The 18,143-nt window shown below is 74.5% G+C and carries 19 protein-coding genes; 8 read left to right on the forward strand and 11 right to left on the reverse strand.

Annotation, left to right across the window (positions count from 1 at the left end):
- Window positions 1-41 precede the first annotated feature (41 nt).
- Window positions 42-731, forward strand: coding sequence for a GNAT family N-acetyltransferase (locus tag NL142_RS05815; protein ID WP_167603503.1), 690 nt, complete (start codon window positions 42-44; stop codon window positions 729-731).
- Here NL142_RS05815 and NL142_RS05820 read toward each other — a convergent pair.
- Window positions 613-1,752, reverse strand: a complete 1,140-nt coding sequence (locus tag NL142_RS05820; protein WP_435081307.1) for a CPBP family intramembrane glutamic endopeptidase — start codon at window positions 1,750-1,752, stop codon at window positions 613-615. The genes NL142_RS05815 and NL142_RS05820 overlap by 119 nt on opposite strands.
- A 127-nt stretch (window positions 1,753-1,879) precedes the next feature.
- Between NL142_RS05820 and NL142_RS05825 the strand changes: the two genes are divergently transcribed.
- The gene (locus tag NL142_RS05825) at window positions 1,880-2,101 is read left to right on the forward strand and encodes a hypothetical protein (protein ID WP_043587680.1); all 222 of its coding nucleotides are present in this window, start codon (window positions 1,880-1,882) and stop codon (window positions 2,099-2,101) included.
- Window positions 2,098-3,108, forward strand: coding sequence for an NAD-dependent epimerase/dehydratase family protein (locus NL142_RS05830; protein ID WP_435081308.1), 1,011 nt, complete (start codon window positions 2,098-2,100; stop codon window positions 3,106-3,108). The genes NL142_RS05825 and NL142_RS05830 overlap by 4 nt, the downstream gene beginning before the upstream one ends.
- A gap of 76 nt (window positions 3,109-3,184) precedes the next feature.
- Here the strand turns inward: NL142_RS05830 and hxlA are convergent, their stop codons facing one another.
- Entirely contained in the window at window positions 3,185-3,808 is a 624-nt protein-coding gene (gene hxlA / locus NL142_RS05835; protein ID WP_012037809.1) for a 3-hexulose-6-phosphate synthase, read from the reverse strand.
- Between the two features lie 57 nt (window positions 3,809-3,865).
- Window positions 3,866-4,474 (reverse strand): 6-phospho-3-hexuloisomerase, encoded by a 609-nt coding sequence (hxlB, locus tag NL142_RS05840; RefSeq protein ID WP_435081309.1) that lies wholly within the window; start codon window positions 4,472-4,474, stop codon window positions 3,866-3,868.
- Between the two features lie 119 nt (window positions 4,475-4,593).
- On the opposite strand from hxlB, the gene NL142_RS05845 reads away from it, so the two are divergent.
- The 3 genes from NL142_RS05845 to NL142_RS05855 all read left to right on the forward strand — a co-directional run bounded on the left by NL142_RS05845 (window position 4,594) and on the right by NL142_RS05855 (window position 9,723).
- Window positions 4,594-5,907, forward strand: coding sequence for a LuxR C-terminal-related transcriptional regulator (locus tag NL142_RS05845; protein WP_435081310.1), 1,314 nt, complete (start codon window positions 4,594-4,596; stop codon window positions 5,905-5,907).
- Window positions 5,908-6,034: 127 nt separating this feature from the next.
- Window positions 6,035-8,185, forward strand: coding sequence for a bifunctional metallophosphatase/5'-nucleotidase (locus tag NL142_RS05850; RefSeq protein WP_435081311.1), 2,151 nt, complete (start codon window positions 6,035-6,037; stop codon window positions 8,183-8,185).
- A 110-nt stretch (window positions 8,186-8,295) separates the two neighbouring features.
- Window positions 8,296-9,723: an amidase gene (locus NL142_RS05855; RefSeq protein ID WP_435081312.1), complete on the forward strand. Its 1,428-nt coding sequence runs from the start codon at window positions 8,296-8,298 to the stop codon at window positions 9,721-9,723.
- A 9-nt stretch (window positions 9,724-9,732) separates the two neighbouring features.
- On the opposite strand, the gene NL142_RS05860 is transcribed toward NL142_RS05855, so the two are convergent.
- Entirely contained in the window at window positions 9,733-10,470 is a 738-nt protein-coding gene (locus NL142_RS05860; RefSeq protein WP_435081313.1) for a sulfite exporter TauE/SafE family protein, read from the reverse strand.
- A gap of 80 nt (window positions 10,471-10,550) precedes the next feature.
- Between NL142_RS05860 and NL142_RS05865 the strand changes: the two genes are divergently transcribed.
- Together NL142_RS05865 and NL142_RS05870 are read left to right on the forward strand one after the other, a co-directional pair.
- Complete coding sequence (locus tag NL142_RS05865) at window positions 10,551-11,543, forward strand: siderophore-interacting protein (RefSeq protein WP_435081314.1); 993 nt, start codon at window positions 10,551-10,553, stop codon at window positions 11,541-11,543.
- A 2-nt stretch (window positions 11,544-11,545) separates the two neighbouring features.
- Window positions 11,546-11,950 carry an SIP domain-containing protein gene (locus NL142_RS05870; protein WP_435081315.1) on the forward strand — a complete coding sequence of 135 codons (405 nt, stop codon included), beginning with the start codon at window positions 11,546-11,548 and terminating at the stop codon, window positions 11,948-11,950.
- 36 nt (window positions 11,951-11,986) lie between these two features.
- On the opposite strand, the gene NL142_RS05875 is transcribed toward NL142_RS05870, so the two are convergent.
- From NL142_RS05875 to NL142_RS05905, 7 genes are all read right to left on the reverse strand, one after another.
- Complete coding sequence (locus tag NL142_RS05875) at window positions 11,987-12,865, reverse strand: SDR family NAD(P)-dependent oxidoreductase (protein ID WP_435081316.1); 879 nt, start codon at window positions 12,863-12,865, stop codon at window positions 11,987-11,989.
- Complete coding sequence (locus NL142_RS05880; protein WP_194682955.1) at window positions 12,862-13,254, reverse strand: Fe-S oxidoreductase; 393 nt, start codon at window positions 13,252-13,254, stop codon at window positions 12,862-12,864. Before NL142_RS05880 ends, NL142_RS05875 begins: the two co-directional genes overlap by 4 nt.
- Window positions 13,251-14,684, reverse strand: a complete 1,434-nt coding sequence (locus tag NL142_RS05885; RefSeq protein ID WP_435081317.1) for a dihydrolipoyl dehydrogenase family protein — start codon at window positions 14,682-14,684, stop codon at window positions 13,251-13,253. The genes NL142_RS05880 and NL142_RS05885 overlap by 4 nt, the downstream gene beginning before the upstream one ends.
- A 57-nt stretch (window positions 14,685-14,741) precedes the next feature.
- A complete protein-coding gene (locus tag NL142_RS05890; RefSeq protein ID WP_435081318.1) occupies window positions 14,742-15,581 on the reverse strand; it encodes a crotonase/enoyl-CoA hydratase family protein in 840 nt (279 codons plus the stop codon).
- Window positions 15,582-15,649: 68 nt separating this feature from the next.
- Entirely contained in the window at window positions 15,650-16,492 is an 843-nt protein-coding gene (locus tag NL142_RS05895; RefSeq protein WP_435081319.1) for an arginase family protein, read from the reverse strand.
- 105 nt (window positions 16,493-16,597) lie between these two features.
- Window positions 16,598-17,248 (reverse strand): NADPH-dependent F420 reductase, encoded by a 651-nt coding sequence (locus NL142_RS05900; RefSeq protein WP_435081320.1) that lies wholly within the window; start codon window positions 17,246-17,248, stop codon window positions 16,598-16,600.
- Between the two features lie 94 nt (window positions 17,249-17,342).
- Window positions 17,343-18,086 carry a PspA/IM30 family protein gene (locus NL142_RS05905; RefSeq protein ID WP_435081321.1) on the reverse strand — a complete coding sequence of 248 codons (744 nt, stop codon included), beginning with the start codon at window positions 18,084-18,086 and terminating at the stop codon, window positions 17,343-17,345.
- Window positions 18,087-18,143 lie beyond the last annotated feature (57 nt).

The following is an 18,143-nucleotide window of genomic DNA, read 5'->3' on the forward strand; positions in this document are numbered from 1 at the left end:
GGATCCGTCCGCGCGCGCGGCCGTCCCCGTAGGATCGCGGCATGCTCGAGGAGGAATACCAGCGGCGACGCCGCCTGCCCGCCCACCTCCGGAAGCCCGCGCCGCCGCTGCCCGTGTTCTCCTACGAGATCCGGCGGGCGACGACCGACGACCTCCCGGACATCCGCGAGGTCTACAACCACTACGTGATGAACAGCACCGTCACCTTCGACGAGACGCGCATGACGCTCGCCAGGTGGCGCGGCCGGTTCGGCCAGCTCGAGCGGATGGGGATGCCGTTCCTCGTCGCCGTCTCGCCGTCGGGGCAGGTGCTCGGCTACGCGCTCGTCGAGCCCGTCGGCAACCGGCGGTCGTCGCGGACGACGGTCGAGGACTCGATCTACCTGGGCGCGGCGTCCACGGGCAAGGGCCTCGGCCGCGCGCTGCTGGAGGCGCTCGTCGACGCGTGCCGCGAGGCCGGGATCCGCGAGGTCATCGCGGTGATCGCCGACCAGGGCGCGGACGCGTCGATCCGGCTGCACGCCTCGCTGGGCTTCACGGAGAGCGGGCGGATGGGCCGCGTCGGCTGGAAGTTCGGGCGCTGGCTCGGCACCGTCACGATGCAGCTGACGCTCAAGCCGACGGCGCAGCCGGGCCTGTGGGCGCGGACCATGCGGCGAGCGACGCCTGGCGCTGCCGCTCCTGCTCCCACCACGCCCGCTCCCGCTCCCGCCGCTCCTCCTTCGCGGTGAGCGGGCGGGGCGCGACCGTCTCCAGCCGGTGACGGCGGGCCCACCAGCCGGTGAGCAGCGCGGATCCCAGCACGACCGCCATGGGCAGGAGCATGAACGGTCCGCCGGTGCCGGCGCTGCGGTCGAAGCTCTGGGACATCTGGCCGAGGATCACGGTGGGGATGAAGAGCAGCGTGTTGTTGAGCGCGTGGATGAGGACGGGCGCCTCGAGGCCGCCCGTGAGCCGCGCCGAGAGGGTCGCCGACAGGCCGAAGACGAAGTAGTAGGCGATGAGCCACGGGTCCTCGGCGAGGTGCGCGAGCGCGAACAGTGAGCTGGAGACCACCGCGCCGACGACGAGGGCGACGCGGGTGCTGCGGAACCAGGATCCGACCGAGCGCTGGATGAGGCCGCGGAACCCGTACTCCTCGCCCGCCGACTGGAGCGGCGTGGTGAGCAGCACGATGGCCAGGTAGAGCCAGACCTCGCCGTCGAAGCGGACCTCGCCCGAGGGGTCGAGCGCGAACGTGACGCCGATGTAGACGAGGAAGACGGGCACCATCACGAGCGCGACGCGGCCGAGCCAGCGCCAGCGGAACCGGCCGGCGATGGACGACGTCGCGCCCATCCGGATGCCGAACAGCCAGCGCTGCAGGAGCATCGAGACGGGGATCAGGGCGGCGAGCGACAGGTTCGTGGCGAGCAGGACGATCGGCGTCATGGTCGTGAGGGATGCCTCGTCGGACGGGTCCATCCGGCCCGTGAGGATCTCGATGAGGATCGCGGCGCCGCCGAAGACGAGGGAGAGCACGAGGAAGGCGACGCCGAACAGCACGAGCGCGAGGATCCCGCGCCAGGGGCCGCCCGTGTCGCGGAGGCCGTGGTGGTACGGGACGGGCGGGCGCTCGGGGAGCGGCGGGAGCTCGGGCGGGAACGCGCCGGTCATCGCGGCGGTCGGCGGGGCGCCGGGGTCTACGGGCGGGGCGACGGGCGGCGACGGGTTCGCTGCGGGATCGGGGGCGGTCGGCTCCTGTGCGCTCATGCCGCCACGGTACGCGGGCGGGCCGGGGCGCGGATCCCCCCGACGGCGGAGGGCGCGCGGCGGACGGCGGAGGACGCCGGGCGACGTAGCGCCGCCGCGTACGGTGGACGCGACGAGAGGCGCACCCATGCAGCAGGACGAGCACGAGGACCAGGGGCACGACGAGGCCCGCGATGCCGACTTCGCGGAGAAGCGGCACGAGCAGCTGACGACGGCGCCGAAGGCGGTCGAGTCGGATGCGGCACCGCGCATCGACGTGACCGAGCACGACGACGGCGTGACGCGGATCGACGTGGCGGACACGGCGTCGGTGCGGCCCGGGAAGACGACCCCGGCGCGCGAATCGTGAGCGACGCGGGCATGGTCACCGGCGCGACGGCCGCCCCGCGCGACGTGATCGTGCTCGGCGGCACCGGGTGGATCGGCCGGCTCGTCGCGGAGCGGCTCGCGGCGCGCGGCGACCGGGTGACGTGCCTCGCGCGCGGCACCGGCGGATCCGCGCCCGACCTCACGCGGTTCGTGGCGGCCGACCGCGACCTGCCCGATGCGTATGCCGCCGTCGTCGGCGCGGACTGGGACGAGGTCGTCGACCTCACATCCTCGGCGGAGCACGCGCGCTCCGCGGTGGCCGCGCTCGCCGATCGCGCCCGGCACTGGACCCTGGTCAGCACCGTCTCCGTGTACGCGTCCTTCGCGCACCCGGGCGACGACGAGCAGGCGGCGCTCGTGGAGCCGGTCGACCTCGAGGAGTACGGGCAGGCGAAGGTCGCGGCCGAGCGCGCGGTGACCGCGGCGCTCGCCGGACGGCGGATGATCGTGCGCCCCGGCCTGATCGTCGGACCGGGCGACGACAGCGACCGGTTCGGCTACTGGCCGGCCCGCTTCGCGCTCGCGGGCGACGGACCCGTCCTCGTGCCGGACGCGACGGGCCGGCACTCCCAGGCGATCGACGCGCGGGACCTCGCCGACCTGGTCGTCGACGTCGGCGTGCGCGCCCTCGACGGCGTCGTCGACGCGGTGGGGGAGAGCGTGCCGCTGGCCGACGCGCTGGATCTCGCGGCCGAGGTGGCGGGATCCACGGGCGAGCGGGTGATCGCGACCGACGACCAGCTGGCCGCGGCCGACGTGCGGCACTGGGCGGGACCGCGCTCGCTGCCGCTGTGGCTGCCGGGAACGGCGGCAGGGATGCTGGCCCGGAGCGACGCGGGGATCCGCGCCCTCGGCGCCGCGCGTCGGCCGCTCGCCGAGACCATGCGCGACGTGCTCGCCGACGAACGCGAGCGCGGGATCGACCGGCCGCGCGCATCCGGCCTCGCGCGCGACGAGGAGCTCCAGGTCCTGGCGGCGCTCGGCTGACGCACGGGCTGCACGCACGAGCGCCGCGCACCCGTCCGGAGACGGGGTGCGCGGCGCTCGGGGGGAGCAGGGTGGATCAGCGGATCGCGGCCCGCAGCTCGGCGGCGGCCGCGGCCGGGTCGTCGGCCGAGTAGATCGCGCCGCCGGCGACGGCGACCACGGCGCCCGCGTCCTGCACGTCGCCGATGGTGCCGGGCTTCACGCCGCCCGCGACGGAGAACGCCACGCCGGATGCCTTGCCGGCCTCGAGCAGGTCGCCGAACGTGTAGCCGTCCTCCGCCTGCTCGTCGAGGCCCGCGTGCATCTCCACGAACTCGGCACCGAGCTCGGTGACCTCCTTCGCGCGCTTCGCCTTGTCCGGGACGCCGATGAGGTCGACGACGATGCCCTTGCCGTGCTTCTTGGCGGCCTTCACGGCGCCCGCGATGGTGCTGTCGCCCGCGACGCCGAGGACGGTGACGAGGTCGGCGCCCGCGGAGAACGCGATGTCGGCCTCGAGCTCGCCGGCGTCCATCGTCTTGAGGTCGGCGAAGACGATCTTGTCGGGGTGCGCCTCCTTGATCGCGGTGATCGCGGAGAGGCCCTCGGCCTTGATGAGCGGGGTGCCCAGCTCGATGATGTCGACGTGCGGCGCGGCCTTGCCGGCCAGCTCGAGCGCGTCCTTCGTCGTGAGCACGTCCATGGCTACCTGGAGCTTCATGCGGTTCCTCTTCCTGTCGTGATGCGGGGGGGGGGTGGGGGATCGAGCGACCGTCGGTCACTCGAGGTTGGCGTGACGCGGCCACAGCTCGTCGGCCGTGAGGCCGGACGCCTGCCACAGCGCGTGGAACACGGCGTCGCCGACGAGCGCGACGCTCAGCTCGAAGAGCCCGCCCGCGTACTGCGCCGACACCGTGCCGCCGTGGTCCTGCTTGGCGGCCGCGGGGATCAGCACGGTCACGTCCGCGAGGTCGGCGAGCGGCGAGTCGTCGGCCGTCGTGAGCGCGACGATCCGGGCGCCGACCTCGTGCGCCGTCTTCGCGGCGCTGACGATGCCGGCCGTGGTGCCGGATCCGCTCGCGACCAGGAGGACGTCGCCTTCCTCGATCGCGGGTGAGGTGGCCTCGCCGACGACGTGCGCGTCGAGCCCGAGGTGCATGAACCGCATGGCGGTCATGCGGAGCGCGAGGCCCGAGCGGCCGGCGCCGAGGGCGAAGACGCGGCGGCCGTCGCGGATCACGTGGGCGGCCTCGTCGAGGCGCGCGGCGAGGTCAGGGTCGGTGAGCGCGCGGGCGACGCGGACGTTCTCGTCGGAGATGAGCGTCAGGGCGGCGGCCACGTCGACGGGGGCGTCGCCGATCGGGCGGGGGTGCGTCGTGTTTGTCACCCTTCGATGGTGCTCCTCGCGGCCCGTCCGTGACGCCCACCCGACGGGTGGATCCGCCTACCCGTCCGAGCAGGTCGTCGTCCCGCGGGCCGCGGATCGGGTGGGCGTACGGTGGCGGGATGCCGTCCCGGACCCACCCCGTCGATCCCTCCGCCCGCCCTGCCGCCGCATCAGCCGACGCCGTCGCGCTGCTCGACGGGCTGCATGACGCGCTCGCCGCCCCGCTGCAGGAGGTGGCCGAGGCCCTGTCCGGCCTGCTGCAGCCGGTGGTCGCGCACCGCGCCCTCGTGATCTTCACCGAGGACTGCACCGGCCGCCCCCGCAAGAAGGCGGGCGAGGCCGAGGTGGTGGAGAACGTGACGATCGCCGAGCTCGACCGGATCCTCGCGAGCCTGGCGGACGGGTCCGACGGCGAAGCCGGCTCCGCCTGGGCCGTCGAGCACCCCGTCGGCGGCCGGCCGCGCACGGTCGCCGCCTGGCGCGCCGACACGGGCGCGCTCCTCGTGCTGGTGGATCCCGTGGCCGCGCACGACGACGTCCCCGCCGCCCGCGAGCTGGTGCGCGCGCTGTGGCGCAGCGTCGCCCAGGGGATCCGGCAGCAGGTCGCCGCCGCGCCGCCCGCGTACCTCGCCGAGGCGCGGGCCGTCTCCTCGGAGCGCGCCCGCGTCGTGTCCGAGCTGGGCGACGCGCATGCCACCACCCTCGAGTCGCTGCTCGCCGTGCTCCGCTCCTCGCGCACGGGCGACGCCGCCGCCCGGCAGACCGCGGCCGACCTCGCCACCAACGCCATGGTCGAGCTGCGCGCCGCGAGCGACCGCGACCGGTCGCTCGGCGAGGAGCCCGTCGCCCGCGCATTCGCCCGCCTCCGCGACGACCTGCGCCCGCTCGTCCGCTTCCGCGACCTCGACGTGCAGTTCGTCGAGCCGCCGGTGGACGGGCGTGCGCTCCCGGGCGAGGTCGCGCACGCGGGCCGGGCGATCGTGCGCGGCGCCGTGCTCGCGCTCGTCGAGCAGCCGGACGTGACGCGGGTGCGGATCCAGTGGGACTGCGACGGCAGCAACCTCCTCGTCGGGATCCGCGACGACGGCGCGGGAGCCACCACCGCCGACCTCGACGCGCTCCGCCGCCTCACCGACCGCGTCGCCGCGCTCGACGGCGCGCTCGACGTGACGGCGACGCCCGGCTGGGGATCCGAGATCGCGGTGCGCCTGCCGCTCGACGCGCCCGCCGCCGGCCTCGACGCCGCGGGGGAGGCGGGGCTCAGCGCGCGGGAGCGGGAGGTGCTCGCGCTCGTGGCCGGGGGATCCCGCAACCGCGCCATCGCGACCTCGCTCGGGATCAGCGAGAACACGGTGAAGTTCCACGTCGCGAACCTGCTGCGGAAGATGGGCGCGTCCACCCGCGCGGAGCTCGCGGGGCTCGTGCGGGGCTGAGGCGGCGCGGAGCGAGCGGCGCGACAGCGGGACGGCGCTCGCAGCGGGTCCCGGAGTTAACCCCACGGAAACCTCAGCTCCGTAAGGTACTGAGCACCGCCGCCCGCCCGAACGAGGATGTCCCCGCATGCGCCCTGCTCCCACCCGCCGCCGTCCGCCAGGAGCCGCGCGCTCCGGCGTCCTCGCCCTCGTGGCGGGCCTCTCCGCCACCGCGGTCCTCGGCCTCGGCGCCGCGCCCGCGTCCGCCGCGGATGGCGACGTCGCGATCGATGTCTACTCCATCAACGACTTCCACGGCCGGCTCGAGACCACCTCGTCCACCGCGGGCGCCGCCGTGATCTCGGGTGCGTTCCAGCAGGCGAAGGCCGAGAACCCGAACAGCACGCTCATCAGCGCGGGCGACAACATCGGGGCGTCCACCTTCACGTCGCTGTCGCAGCAGGACGAGCCGACGCTCGACGCGCTCAACGCGATGGGCGTCTCCGTGTCCACGCTCGGCAACCACGAGTTCGACCAGGGCCGCGACGACGTCGACGGCCGCGTGGCGGACCACTCCGACTTCCCCTACATCTCGGCGAACCTCTACGAGAAGGGCACCAAGGAGCACGCGTACGCGGCGTACGACGTGCAGGACATCGACGGCGTGCGCGTCGCGTTCGTCGGCGCCACTACGGAGGCGCTGCCCGAGCTCGTGAGCCCGGCCGGGATCGCGACGCTCGACGTCGGCAGCGTCGTCGACGCGTCCACCGCGACGGCCCGCGCGCTCCGCGACGGCGACGACGCGAACGGGGAGGCCGACGTCGTCGTGCTCGTCGTGCACGAGGGCGCGTCCACCTCCGACGAGTCCTCCCTCACCGACGACTCGGTCTTCGGCCGCATCGTCACGGGCGTGCAGCAGGACATCGACGCCGTGATCTCCGGCCACACCCACCTCGGCTACGACTACGAGCTGCCGGTCGCGGGCAAGGCCCTGCCGCTGCCCGTGCTGCAGACCGGCAGCTACGGGACGAACCTCGGGCACCTGTCGCTCACGGTGGATCCCGCCACCAAGGCGCTCACCTCCGTCTCCTCCGAGCTCGTCCCGCTGCTCACCGCGGACGGGAAGCCGGCGTTCCCGGCGGATCCCGCCGTGCAGCGCATCGTGGACGACGCGGTCGCGAAGGCCGAGGTCATCGGCAGCCGCACGGTCGGCGAGATCACGGGCGACATCACGCGCGCCCGCCAGGCGGACGGCTCCGAGAACCGCGGCGGCGAGTCCACCATCGGCAACCTCGTCGCCGACGCGCAGCTGTGGGCGACGCAGGCGGACCTCGGCACCGAGATCGCGTTCATGAACCCCGGCGGCGTCCGCCAGGACCTCACCATCGCGTCCTCCGGCGCGGGCGACGCGGAGGGCGAGGTGACCTACAAGGAGGCCGCCATCGTGCAGCCGTTCGCCAACACGCTCACGACCGCGAAGATCACCGGCGCGGGCGTCAAGGCGGTGCTCGAGCAGCAGTGGCAGCCCGAGGGATCCTCGCGGCCGTTCCTCAAGCTCGGCCTCTCGCGCGACCTCACCTACACGTACGACCCGACCGCCGCGCGCGGCGAGCGGATCACGGGCGTGTTCTTCCAGGGCGAGCCGGTGGATCCCGCGCGCGTCTTCACGATGGTCGCGAACAGCTTCCTCGCGGAGGGCGGCGACAACTTCACGGAGCTCGCCAACTCGACCGAGCAGAGCGACTCCGGCCGCGTCGACCTCACGGCGTTCGTCGACTACATCACCGAGTTCTCGCCCGTCGAGCCCGACTCGGCGACGCGCTCGATCGGCATCGTCGACACCACCGGCGCCGCGCCCCGCGCCGGCCAGGATCGCTCCTACGAGCTGTCCTCGCTGCTGGTCTCGAACGCGCCCGTGCAGGACACCGAGGTCGTGACGCTCATCGACGGCGAGGAGGTCGCGCGCACGCCGATCGACGCCGCCGTGGTCGACACGACCGACGAGCAGGGTCGCGCGAGCGTCCGCTTCACCGTGCCGGCCGACCTCGCCGCGGGATCGCACCAGCTCGCGTTCCTGCTGCCGAGCACGGGCGCCTCGGTGCTGTACGCGCTCGACACGCAGGCGGGATCCGTCGTCCCGTCCGGCACGGGGACGGTGCCCGCGCCGAGCTCCGAGCCGACGCTCGCGGCGACCGGATCCGAGTCCGGACCCGTGCTCGGCACCTCGCTCGCCGCGCTCGTCCTGGGTCTCGCGCTCATGGCGTTCCGCCGCCGGGCGCAGGCGGCCGCGCGCCGCTGACGGTCGCGCGACGATCCGCCGACGGGGCGGGTGCCGGGACGACCGGCGCCCGCCCCGTCCGTGCATCCGCCGCCGGTCGGCCCGCGGCGACCCCGGCCTACGCTGGGACGGTGTTCGAACTCCACCACCTCAGCGCCCAGGACCAGTGGGACCAGCTCCAGCGCGGCGAGGTCACCCCGACCGAGCTCGTGACCCACTACCTCGAGCGCATCGAGCGGCTGGATCCGGGCCTCGGCGCCTTCACGACCGTCACCGCCGACCGCGCCCTGGAGCGCGCGCGGTTCGTCGAGCGCGAGGTCCCGCGCACCGCGCCGCTCTGGGGCCTGCCGTTCGGCGACAAGGACCTCTCCGAGCGCGCCGGCGTCCGCACCACCTTCGGGTCGCGCCTCTTCCGCGACCACGTGTCGGAGCGCACCGACGCGATCCCGCAGGCGCTCGACGACGCGGGCGGCATCAGCCTCGGGAAGACCAGCGCGCCCGAGTTCGGCCTGCCGTCGTACACGGAGAGCCTCGTCGCGCCGCCGGCCCGGACGCCGTGGGACACCACGCGCGGCGCGGGCGGATCGAGCGGGGGAGCGGCCGTCGCGGTCGCGGCGGGCCTGCTGCCCTTCGCGCCGGGATCCGACGGCGGCGGCTCGGTGCGCATCCCCGCGGCGGCCACCGGGCTCGTCGGCCTCAAGCCGTCGCGCGGCCTGGTGCCCGCGGGATCCGGCCAGGAGTCGCTCGCGGGCCTCGTGGTCCCCGGCCCGCTCGCGCGCAGCGTCGCCGACGCGGCCATGCTGCTCGACGCGATGATCGGCCGGGTCAACGGCCGCATCCCGCACCCCTTCACGCTGCGCGCGCCCGAGGACCCGGACGGCGACCTGCTCGGCGCGGCGGTCCGCGGCGAGGGCCGCTTCCAGATCGGCGTGATGACCACGACGCCGTGGGACGACGCCTACGAGATCGTGCGCGACGCGTCCGCCGACGACGCGCTCGCCCTCGCCGTGCGCGAGCTGGCGACCATGGGCCACGGCCTCGAGGACCTCGCGCTCCGGCCGGATCCCACCTACGCGCCCGCGTTCCGCACCATCTGGCAGGCGGGCGCCGCGGGGATCCCCGCCGAGGGCGCCCAGCTGGAGCTCCTCGAGCCGCTCACGCGCTGGCTCGTGGAGCGCGGCCGGGCGCTCAGCGCGCGCGACCTCGCCCGCGCGCTCGCCCAGCTCGCCGCCTACGAGCGCAGCGTCATCGCCCAGTTCGCCCACGTGGACGCCGTGCTCACGCCCGCGCTCGCGCAGGAGCCGCGGCCGGTCGGCTGGTACGACGCCGAGGACGGCGAGCGGAACTTCGCGCAGCAGGTGGGGTACACGCCGTACACGTCGTTCGCGAACGTCACGGGCCTGCCCGCGATCACGCTGCCCGTGCACCTCACCGACGACGGCCTGCCCATGGGCGTGCAGCTCATCGGGCGGCCGGGCGGCGAGGCGACGCTCCTCGCGATCGGCCGGCAGCTCGAGCGGCGGCTGCACTGGCAGCGGCGGCACCCGCCGCAGTGGTGAGGCGGCGGGTCAGCCCAGCCCGCTGATCCCCTTGACGATCGCCGAGACCGCGCCGCCGAACGCCAGCACCACGACGGCCGCGCGGGCGCCGCGCGTCGGGATCCGGGGGCCGAGGAGCGTCCCCGCCCCGATCCCCGCGAGCATCGTCACCATGATGCCCACCCACGCCGCCGTCCCCAGGTCCGGCCAGCGCTCCGGCGCGATGAGGAGCTTGGTGAGGAGGGACGAGGCGCCCACCGTGACGAAGAACGGCTGGAGCGTCGCCGCGAACGCCCGCTGCTCCCAGCGGCTGACGACCGCGTAGACGCTGAGGCTCGGCCCGCCGATGCCGGCCGCCGCGTTCATGACGCCCGACGCGAATCCGAAGCCCGCCATGACGCCCGGCCCGTCGATCGGGCGCGCCGTGCGCCGGAGCACGAGCGAGGTGGTGAGGGCGGCGATGAGCAGCAGGCCGATCCCGATCTCCAGCGCCTCGTCCGGCAGCAGGTAGGCGAGGAGGGCGCCGGGCACGATCCCCACGAGAGCGGGGATCGCGAGGAAGAGGTAGCGCCGCCACTCCACGTCCCGCCGGACGCCCGCGAGGATGATCGCCGCCGACAGCGCGCCGCACAGGTTCACGATGAGCACGCCGTCGAAGGGGCCGAGCAGGATCACGAGCACGGGCGAGACGACGAGCGCGAAGCCGAGCCCGGTGACGCGCTGGGCGACGGCGCCCACGAAGACGGCGGCGAGGACGAGGGCGGACACGATGACATCCTCCCGTGGATCCGCCGCCCGATCGTCCCGACGCCCTCGCCCCCTGAGGTAAGGCATGCCATACTTAGGCTGTGCTTACCTCCACCGCGACCCTCGCCGCCGGCACTGCTCCCGTCGAGGACACGGTCGAGGAGCAACCCGCGGTCGAGCGCCCCGCCTACCGGCCGTTCGCCGCGCGCGTGTCCCGCATCGAGCGCGTCAGCCCCACGTTCCTCCGGATCACGTTCCAGAGCGACGACCTCCGCGACTTCGGCGACGAGTGCCTGGACCAGCGCATCAAGCTGCTGCTGCCGGTCGCCGAGCACGGCCTGCCCGACCTCACCGGCGTCGGCGGCGACGACTGGTTCGCCTGGTGGCGCGCGCTGCCCGACGCGGAGCGCAACCCGCTCCGCACCTACACGTCCCGCGCCGTCCGCCGCGACCTCGGCGAGGTCGACGTGGACTTCGCGCTGCACGGCGACATGGGCCCCGCCTCGCGCTGGGCCGGCCAGGCGCAGCCCGGCGACGAGATGGTCATCATCGGGCCCGACGCCCTGAGCCCCGCGCGAGGCCTCGGCATCGAGTGGCACCCGGGCGCCGCCCGCTCCCTGCTCCTCGCGGGTGACGAGACGGCCGCGCCCGCCATCTGCAACATCCTCTCCTCCCTGCCCGACGACGCCGTGGGCTGCGCCTTCATCGAGGTCCCCGTCACGGGCGACCGCCTCGACGTGCGCGTGCCGAAGGGCGTGAACCTCACCTGGCTGCCGCGCGACGGCCGCCCGAACGGATCCCGCCTCGAGGAGGCCGTGCGCCACTGGGTCGACTGCCACGTGAAGGTCGGCGCCATCGCCGCTCCCGAGGTCGCGCTCGCCGACGACGCCCAGCCGCTCGCGGAGGACGACGCCGAGGGCATCGTCTGGGACGCGCCGGTCGTCCACGAGGGCTCCACGCTCTACGCGTGGCTCGCGGGGGAGTCCGGCTGCATCAAGGCGATGCGCCGCTTCCTCGTGCGCGACACCGGCATCGACCGCCGCCAGGTCGCCTTCATGGGCTACTGGCGCCGGGGCGCGGCGGAGGGATCCTGACCATGGCCGGAGCCACCCGCTCGCGCACGCGCAAGGACGTGAAGCGCCAGGTGCTGCTCGTCACGGACGAGACCGGCCTCGCCGCGACGCAGGCCGCGCTCGCCGTGCTTCCCCTGTGCACGCGCGGCAGCGTGTTCGTGGAGGTGCCCGATGCGTCCGTCGAGGTCGCGCTCGCGCACCCGCCGCGCATGGTCGTCACCGTGATCGCCCGCGAGGGCCGCGGCATCGACGGCGCGCCCGCGGCGCCCATGACCGCGGTCGCCCGGGCGGTCGGCGCGTGGGCCAGCGAGATGATGGTGTTCGCCGCGCCCATCTCCGACGAGCACCCGGTCACCGAGGTCAGCGTGCTGCTCGGCGGGCACGTCGGCGGCCACGACGACCTGCTGCACCTGCTCGCGACGCGCTGACGCGGATCCGCCGGGCTCGCGTCGGGCGATCTCGGCTCAGCGCCGGACGCGCTCGTCGGTCCCCGCCGCCAGGTCCAGGGCGGCCCACAGGTCCCGCCCGAGCTGCGGATCCCTGACCTGCGCGGTCATCTTCCCATCAGGCGTGAGCTGGTCGAAGTACGTTCCGCTCGGCGCGCCCAGGTCGGGCACCGACGCGAGCTGCACGAGGGGCACCGCGCCCGCCTCCGCGGAGATGCCGTAGGCGCCCATCGAGAGCGCGAGCAGCGCCTTCATCACGGTGCTGTCGGATCCGAACGACGTGCGCACGAGGCCCGGGTGGAACGAGCACGCCTCGAGGCCGCGCGGGCCGACGCGCTCCGCGAGCGTGCGCATCATCAGGATCATCATCGCCTTCGACGTGCCGTACGCCTGCCAGCCGCCGAGCCAGGGGCGCTTCCGCCAGTCGAGGTCGTCGAGGCGCACGCGGCCCCAGAGGTTCGCGCGGCTCGCGGTGCCGATGACGCGCACCGGGCTCTCGTCGGTGCCGAGCGCGTCCTGCGTCTCCTCGAGGCGCGGCAGCAGGAGGCGCGTGAGGAGGAACGGCGCGAGGACGTTGCGCTGGAACGTCGTCTCGTGGCCGTCGACCGTCATGGCGCGGCGCGGCACGAGGCTGCCGGCGTTGAGGGCCAGCACGTGGATCCGCGGGCACGTCTCGAGGAGGGTCGCCGCCAGCGCGCGCACCTCGTCGAGCCGGTCCATGTCGGCGAGGACGTGCCGCGCACCCAGCTCGGCGGCGATGCCGCGCGTGCGCTCGGGGTCGCGCCCGACGACGACCACGTCGGCGCCGCGGTCGTGCAGCTCGCGGGCGGCGATGCGGCCGATGCCGGAGCTCGCTCCCGTGATGACGGCCGTGCGGCCGTCGAGCGGGCCGGTCACCGGTATCCGCCCTTCTCGAGGCCCGCCTCGATCTCGAACCTGTTGCGCAGCGGATCCCGCCCCGCCCACCAGTAGAGCAGCGGCATCAGCAGCCCGTACCTGCGCCACTGCGTGACGTGGACGGCCTCGTGCTCGAGCACCGCGGGTCCGGCGTTGTCGCGCGTGAGGTAGACGCGGCCGACGCAGGTGCCGCCGCGCCCGAAGACCCAGGACGGCAGGCCGGTGAGGACGATGAGGTCGCCGTGGCGGCCCACCTCGCCCGTGCTCAGCGGGAGGCCGATGGCGAGGCCCACCGCGGTGGCCACGCCGCTGCCCGCGCGCGAGACGGGGGAGTCCAGCAGGACGCCGCGGACGGCGCCCGCCGCCGTGCCCAGCCCCGCGCGGATCACGCGGTCGGCCGCCCGTACGTCTCGAGCAGGCGCAGCCACACCTCGCTGATGGTGGGGTACGACGGCACCGCGTGCCAGAGGCGCGTGAGCGGCACCTCGCCGACGACGGCGATGGTGGCGGAGTGCAGCAGCTCGGCGACGTCCTGGCCGACGAAGGTGACGCCGACGATGACGCCGCGGTCCTCGTCGACGATCATGCGCGTCTTCCCGGCGTAGCCGTCGGCGTGCAGGCTGGAGCCCGCGACGGAGCCGAGGTCGTAGTCGACGACGCGCGTGCGGATGCCGGCCTCCTCCGCCGCCTTCGCGGTGAGGCCGACGCTCGCGACCTCCGGGTCGGTGAACGTGACCTGCGGGACGGCGCGGTGGTCGGCCGTCGCGACGTGGACGCCCCACGGGGAGTCGTCGACGGTGCCGCCCGTCGCGCGCGCCGCGATGACCTCGCCCGCGGCGCGTGCCTGGTACTTGCCCTGGTGGGTGAGGAGCGCGCGGTGGTTGACGTCGCCGACCGCGTACAGCCACGGCGTCTCCGCGTTCACGTCGCCCGTGACGAGCATCGTGTCGTCCACGTCGAGGTAGGCGCCGGCCTCGAGGCCGACGGTGTCGAGGCCCAGGTCCTCGGTGCGCGGGGTGCGGCCGGTCGCGACGAGCACCTCGGCGGTCGTGAGGGTGGATCCGTCGGAGAGCTCGACGGTGACCTCGTCGCCGTCGCGGCTGACGCGGGAGGGCGATGCGCCGAGGCGCACGTCGACGCCCATGTCCGTGAGGCTGTCGCCGACGAGCTGGCCCGCGAAGGGCTCCTGCCCGCTGAGCAGGCCGCTGCGGGCGACGAGCGTGACGGCGCTGCCGAGCGAGGCGAAGGCGGTGGCCATCTCGGCCGCGACCACGCCGCCGCCGATGACGACGATCGAGGTCGGCACGACCTCGACGCTCGTGGCCTCGCGGCTCGTCCACGGCTGGGCCTCGGCGAGGCCGGGGATGTCGGGGAGGAGCGCCGCGGTGCCGGTGGAGACGACGACGGCGTGCGCCGCCTCGTGCTCGGTGACGGATCCGTCGGCCGCTGTGACGCTGACGCGGCGCGGCCCGGAGATACGCCCGTGGCCGCGCGCGAGGTCGATGCCGATCCCCTCGAGCCAGCTGACCTGCCCCTGGTCGTCCCAGGAGCTGGTGAAGGAGTCGCGGCGCTTCAGGACCGCGGCCACGTCGAGCTCGCCCGTCACGGCCTCCTTCGACCCGGCGACGGCGCGCGCCGCGCGGAGGGCGCTGCCGGAGCGGAGGAGCGCCTTGCTGGGCATGCAGGCCCAGTAGGAGCACTCGCCTCCCACGAGCTCGGACTCGACGACGAGCACGGAGAGCCCGCCCTGCTTCGCGCGGTCGGCCACGTTCTCGCCGACGGGGCCGGCACCGATGACGATGAGGTCGTAGGAGGTCATGGTGCCGACCCTACGCCGGGCCTCCCGGGCATCGGCCGGGCGGGTTCGGTCGACGGATCAGCGGCCGACGAAGTCCGCGGGCCGGCGCTCCGCGGCGGCGCGCATGCCCCGCGCCGCGTCCTCGGATCCCGCGAGCCGCACGAGCTCAGCCGGGAGCGCGGCGGCCGCCGACCGGAGTCCGTCGTGGACGGCGGCGCGCGCGTTCCGGAGCGTCGCCTGCACGGCGAGCGGGGCCTGCGCGGCGATGCGCTCGGCGATCCCGATCGCGGCCTCGAGCTGCTCGCCGTCCGGCACCACGAGCTGCACGATGCGCATCCGCCTGGCCTCCTCGGCGTCGAAGGGGTCGCCCGTGAGGATCCAGCGCATGGCGTCGCCCCAGCCCGCGACCGCCGGGAAGCGGAGGGTCGCGCCGCCGAAGGGCAGGATCCCGCGCGCGACCTCGATCTGCCCGAACCGCGTGCCCGCGGCCGCCACCACGACGTCGCTCGCGAGGGCCAGCTCGATCCCGAGCGTGAGACACGTGCCCTGGACCGCGAGGACCACGGGCTTGCCGACGCCGTCGCCGACCATCCGCCACGGGTCGACGCCGTCCTCCGGCACCGTGGCGAGGCCGCCGCCGGGGCCGCGGCCGATGTGCGGGGCCACGTCGGCGAGGTCGAGCCCGCCCGTGAAGTGGTCGCCGACCGCGTGCACCACGCCGACCCGCAGCTCCGGATCCCTGTCGAGCAGGCCGTACGCGCTCGCGAGCTCGCGGAGCATCCGCATGTCGGCGGCGTTGCGCTTGGCCGGCCGGTCGAGGCCGATGAGCAGCAGGTGCCCGCGCCGCTCGACGCGCACGCGGGGGGCGTCGTCGGCCGGGGGCCCTGCTGTGGATGCGGTGCGGGTGTCGTCGCTCACGGCGGTCTCCTTCGATCGTCCGTCCCAGACTCGCAGGGCGGGGCGGGCGGCGCGACCTCCCGGTCGGGTCACACCGGCCCGGTCAGCGCCCCGATGATCCGCAGGATGGTGCCCATGTCGTCCACGGCCGCCGCGGGGGAGGAGGGCGCGAACTCGGTGATCCCCGCGCCCGTGAGCCCGAACGACCGGCGCAGCGCCTTGATCGACTCCGTGACAGCCTGGACGTCGAGCCCGAACGGCTCCGGGTGGCCGACGCCGGACATCCCGCCCGGGTCGAGCACGTCGAGGTCGACGTGGACGTAGACATCGGTGGCGCCGGTCGCCCGTACGGCGGCGACGAGCGACTCGGGCCCCACCTCCTCGGCGTCGACGAGCGCGATGCCGCGCGAGTCCACGAGCTCGGACTCGGCGTCGTCGAGCGCGCGCACGCCCGCGAGCACGACGCGGTCGGCCGTGACGGCGCCCGTGGGGAGCTCCAGCCCGTCGACGCCCTCGCCGATGATGGCGCGCAGCACCATCCCGTGGAAGGCGCCCGTCGGCGAGGACGCGGGCGAGTTGAGGTCGGCGTGCGCGTCGAGCCAGACGACCGCGAGCCCGGGGTACGCGGCGGCCGCGTGCCCGATGGCCGCGATCTCCACGCCGCAGTCGCCGCCGATCGTGACGACGGGGCCGGATCCGGATGCGGACGCCGCCTGGAGAGCCGCCTCCTGGCGCGTGCGCACCGCGAGGAGCGACGCGTAGCGGAGGACGCCCGTGCCGAGCGACTCGCCGGCCTCGACGGGCACGTCCACGACGCGAGTGGCGGATGCGGGCAGGTCGCCGCGTATCGCCTCGGCCCCGTCCGCGAGCCTCATGGCGCGGGACGAGCCCGAGCCCTGCCATTGGGGGACGACGACGAAGGAGGCGGGCACGTCCTCAGTATCCCGTGCGGCGCCGGACATGGCGATGCCCGCCGCCTGCGGTCGTGGCCGCGGGCGACGGGCATCGTCGTGGGGAGGAGCTGTCGCTCCGCCCGGCTACTGCATGTCGCGGTAGCGCTTCGCCTCGGCGAGCGCCTGGCGGAGGCCGTCGGCGTCGAGCTTCGGGCCGTAGCCGGGGGTGTCGCGCTGGATGCGCCAGCCCTCCGCGAGGGGTCCCGCGTCGACGGCGTCGTAGCCGAAGGAGTCGAGGAGCGAGGTGACGGTCGCCTTCGCCTCGGCGTCGTCGCCCGCGATCACGAGCGCGCGGCGGCCAGGCGTGCCGGCGGGGGTGCCGTGCTCGGTGAGGTCGGCCGCGTAGATGTGGTTGAAGGCCTTGACGACCTTCGACTCGGGCAGGTGCCGCTGCAGCATCTCCGCGGTCGTCGTGGTCTCGTCGTCGAGCTCGGCGATGTTGCCGTCGCGCTCCGGGTAGTAGTTGTCGGTGTCGATCACGATCTTGCCGGCGAGCGGCGCGACCGGGACGCTGTCGATGTTCTTGAGCGGGATGGTGACGACGACGATCTCGCCGGCCTCGGCGACCTCCTGGACGGTGGCAGCACGGGCGTGCTCGCCCAGCTCGTCGATGAGGTCGGTGAGGGTCTCCGGGCCGCGGGAGTTGGCGATCACCACGTCGTGGCCGGTGGAGGTGAACAGACGGGCGAGCTGGCTGCCGATGAGTCCGGCGCCGATGATTCCGATGTTGGTCATGCTGAGGGGAACCGGATCCATGGGGGCGGAATTCCCCTCCGGGACGACGACGGGCGCCGCCCCGGAGGACGGCGCCCGTGGATCCGACGGTCCACTACTCGCCGGACGTGACCTGCTTCGGCGCGGATCCGCCGGACTTGAGGGCGGCGAGGCGCGCCTCGACCTCGGTCAGCTCGCCGAGGTCCTCGAGCTCCTCGAACTGCGCGTCGAGGCTGGAGGCCTGCAGCTCCTCGGCGCCGCGGACGCGGGCCTCCTCGCGGCGGATCTTCTGCTCGAAGCGGCTGACCTCGCTGGTCGGGTCCATGATGTCGATGCTCTTCATGGCGTCCTGCACCTGCGACTGCGCCTGCACCGTCTTCTGGCGGGCGTTCAGCTCGTCGCGCTTCGACGACAGCTGCTGGAGCTTGCCGCGCATCGTGTCGAGGCCCTGCTTGAGCTTCTCGACGACCTCGGTCTGCGACGCGATCGTGGGCTCCGCGCCCTTCGCCTCGCTCTCCGACTGCATCTGGCGCTGCAGCGCCACGCGGGCGAGGGCGTCGAACTTGTCGGCGTTCGGGGTGTTGCCGGCGTTCCGGTACTCGTCGGCCTTGGTGCTCGCGGCGAGGGCCTTGCGGCCCCAGTCCTGCGCGGCCTGGACGTCCTCGCGGTGGTCGTCCTCGATCATCCGCAGGTTGCCGATGGTCTGGGCGACGGCGCTCTCGGCCTCGCGGATGCTCTCCGTGTAGTCGCGGACCATCTGGTCCAGCATGAGCTGCGGGTCCTCGGCCTGGTCGATGAGGTTGTTGATGTTGGCCTTCGCGAGCTGGGTGATTCGGCCGAGGATGGACTGCTTGGACATGGATGCTGCTCCTTCTCGTCTGGTGCTTCGTCGGAATGGGTTGATCATGGGTCGCTC

Source organism: Clavibacter quasicaliforniensis, from assembly GCF_051201715.1.
Lineage (GTDB): Bacteria > Actinomycetota > Actinomycetes > Actinomycetales > Microbacteriaceae > Clavibacter > Clavibacter seminis.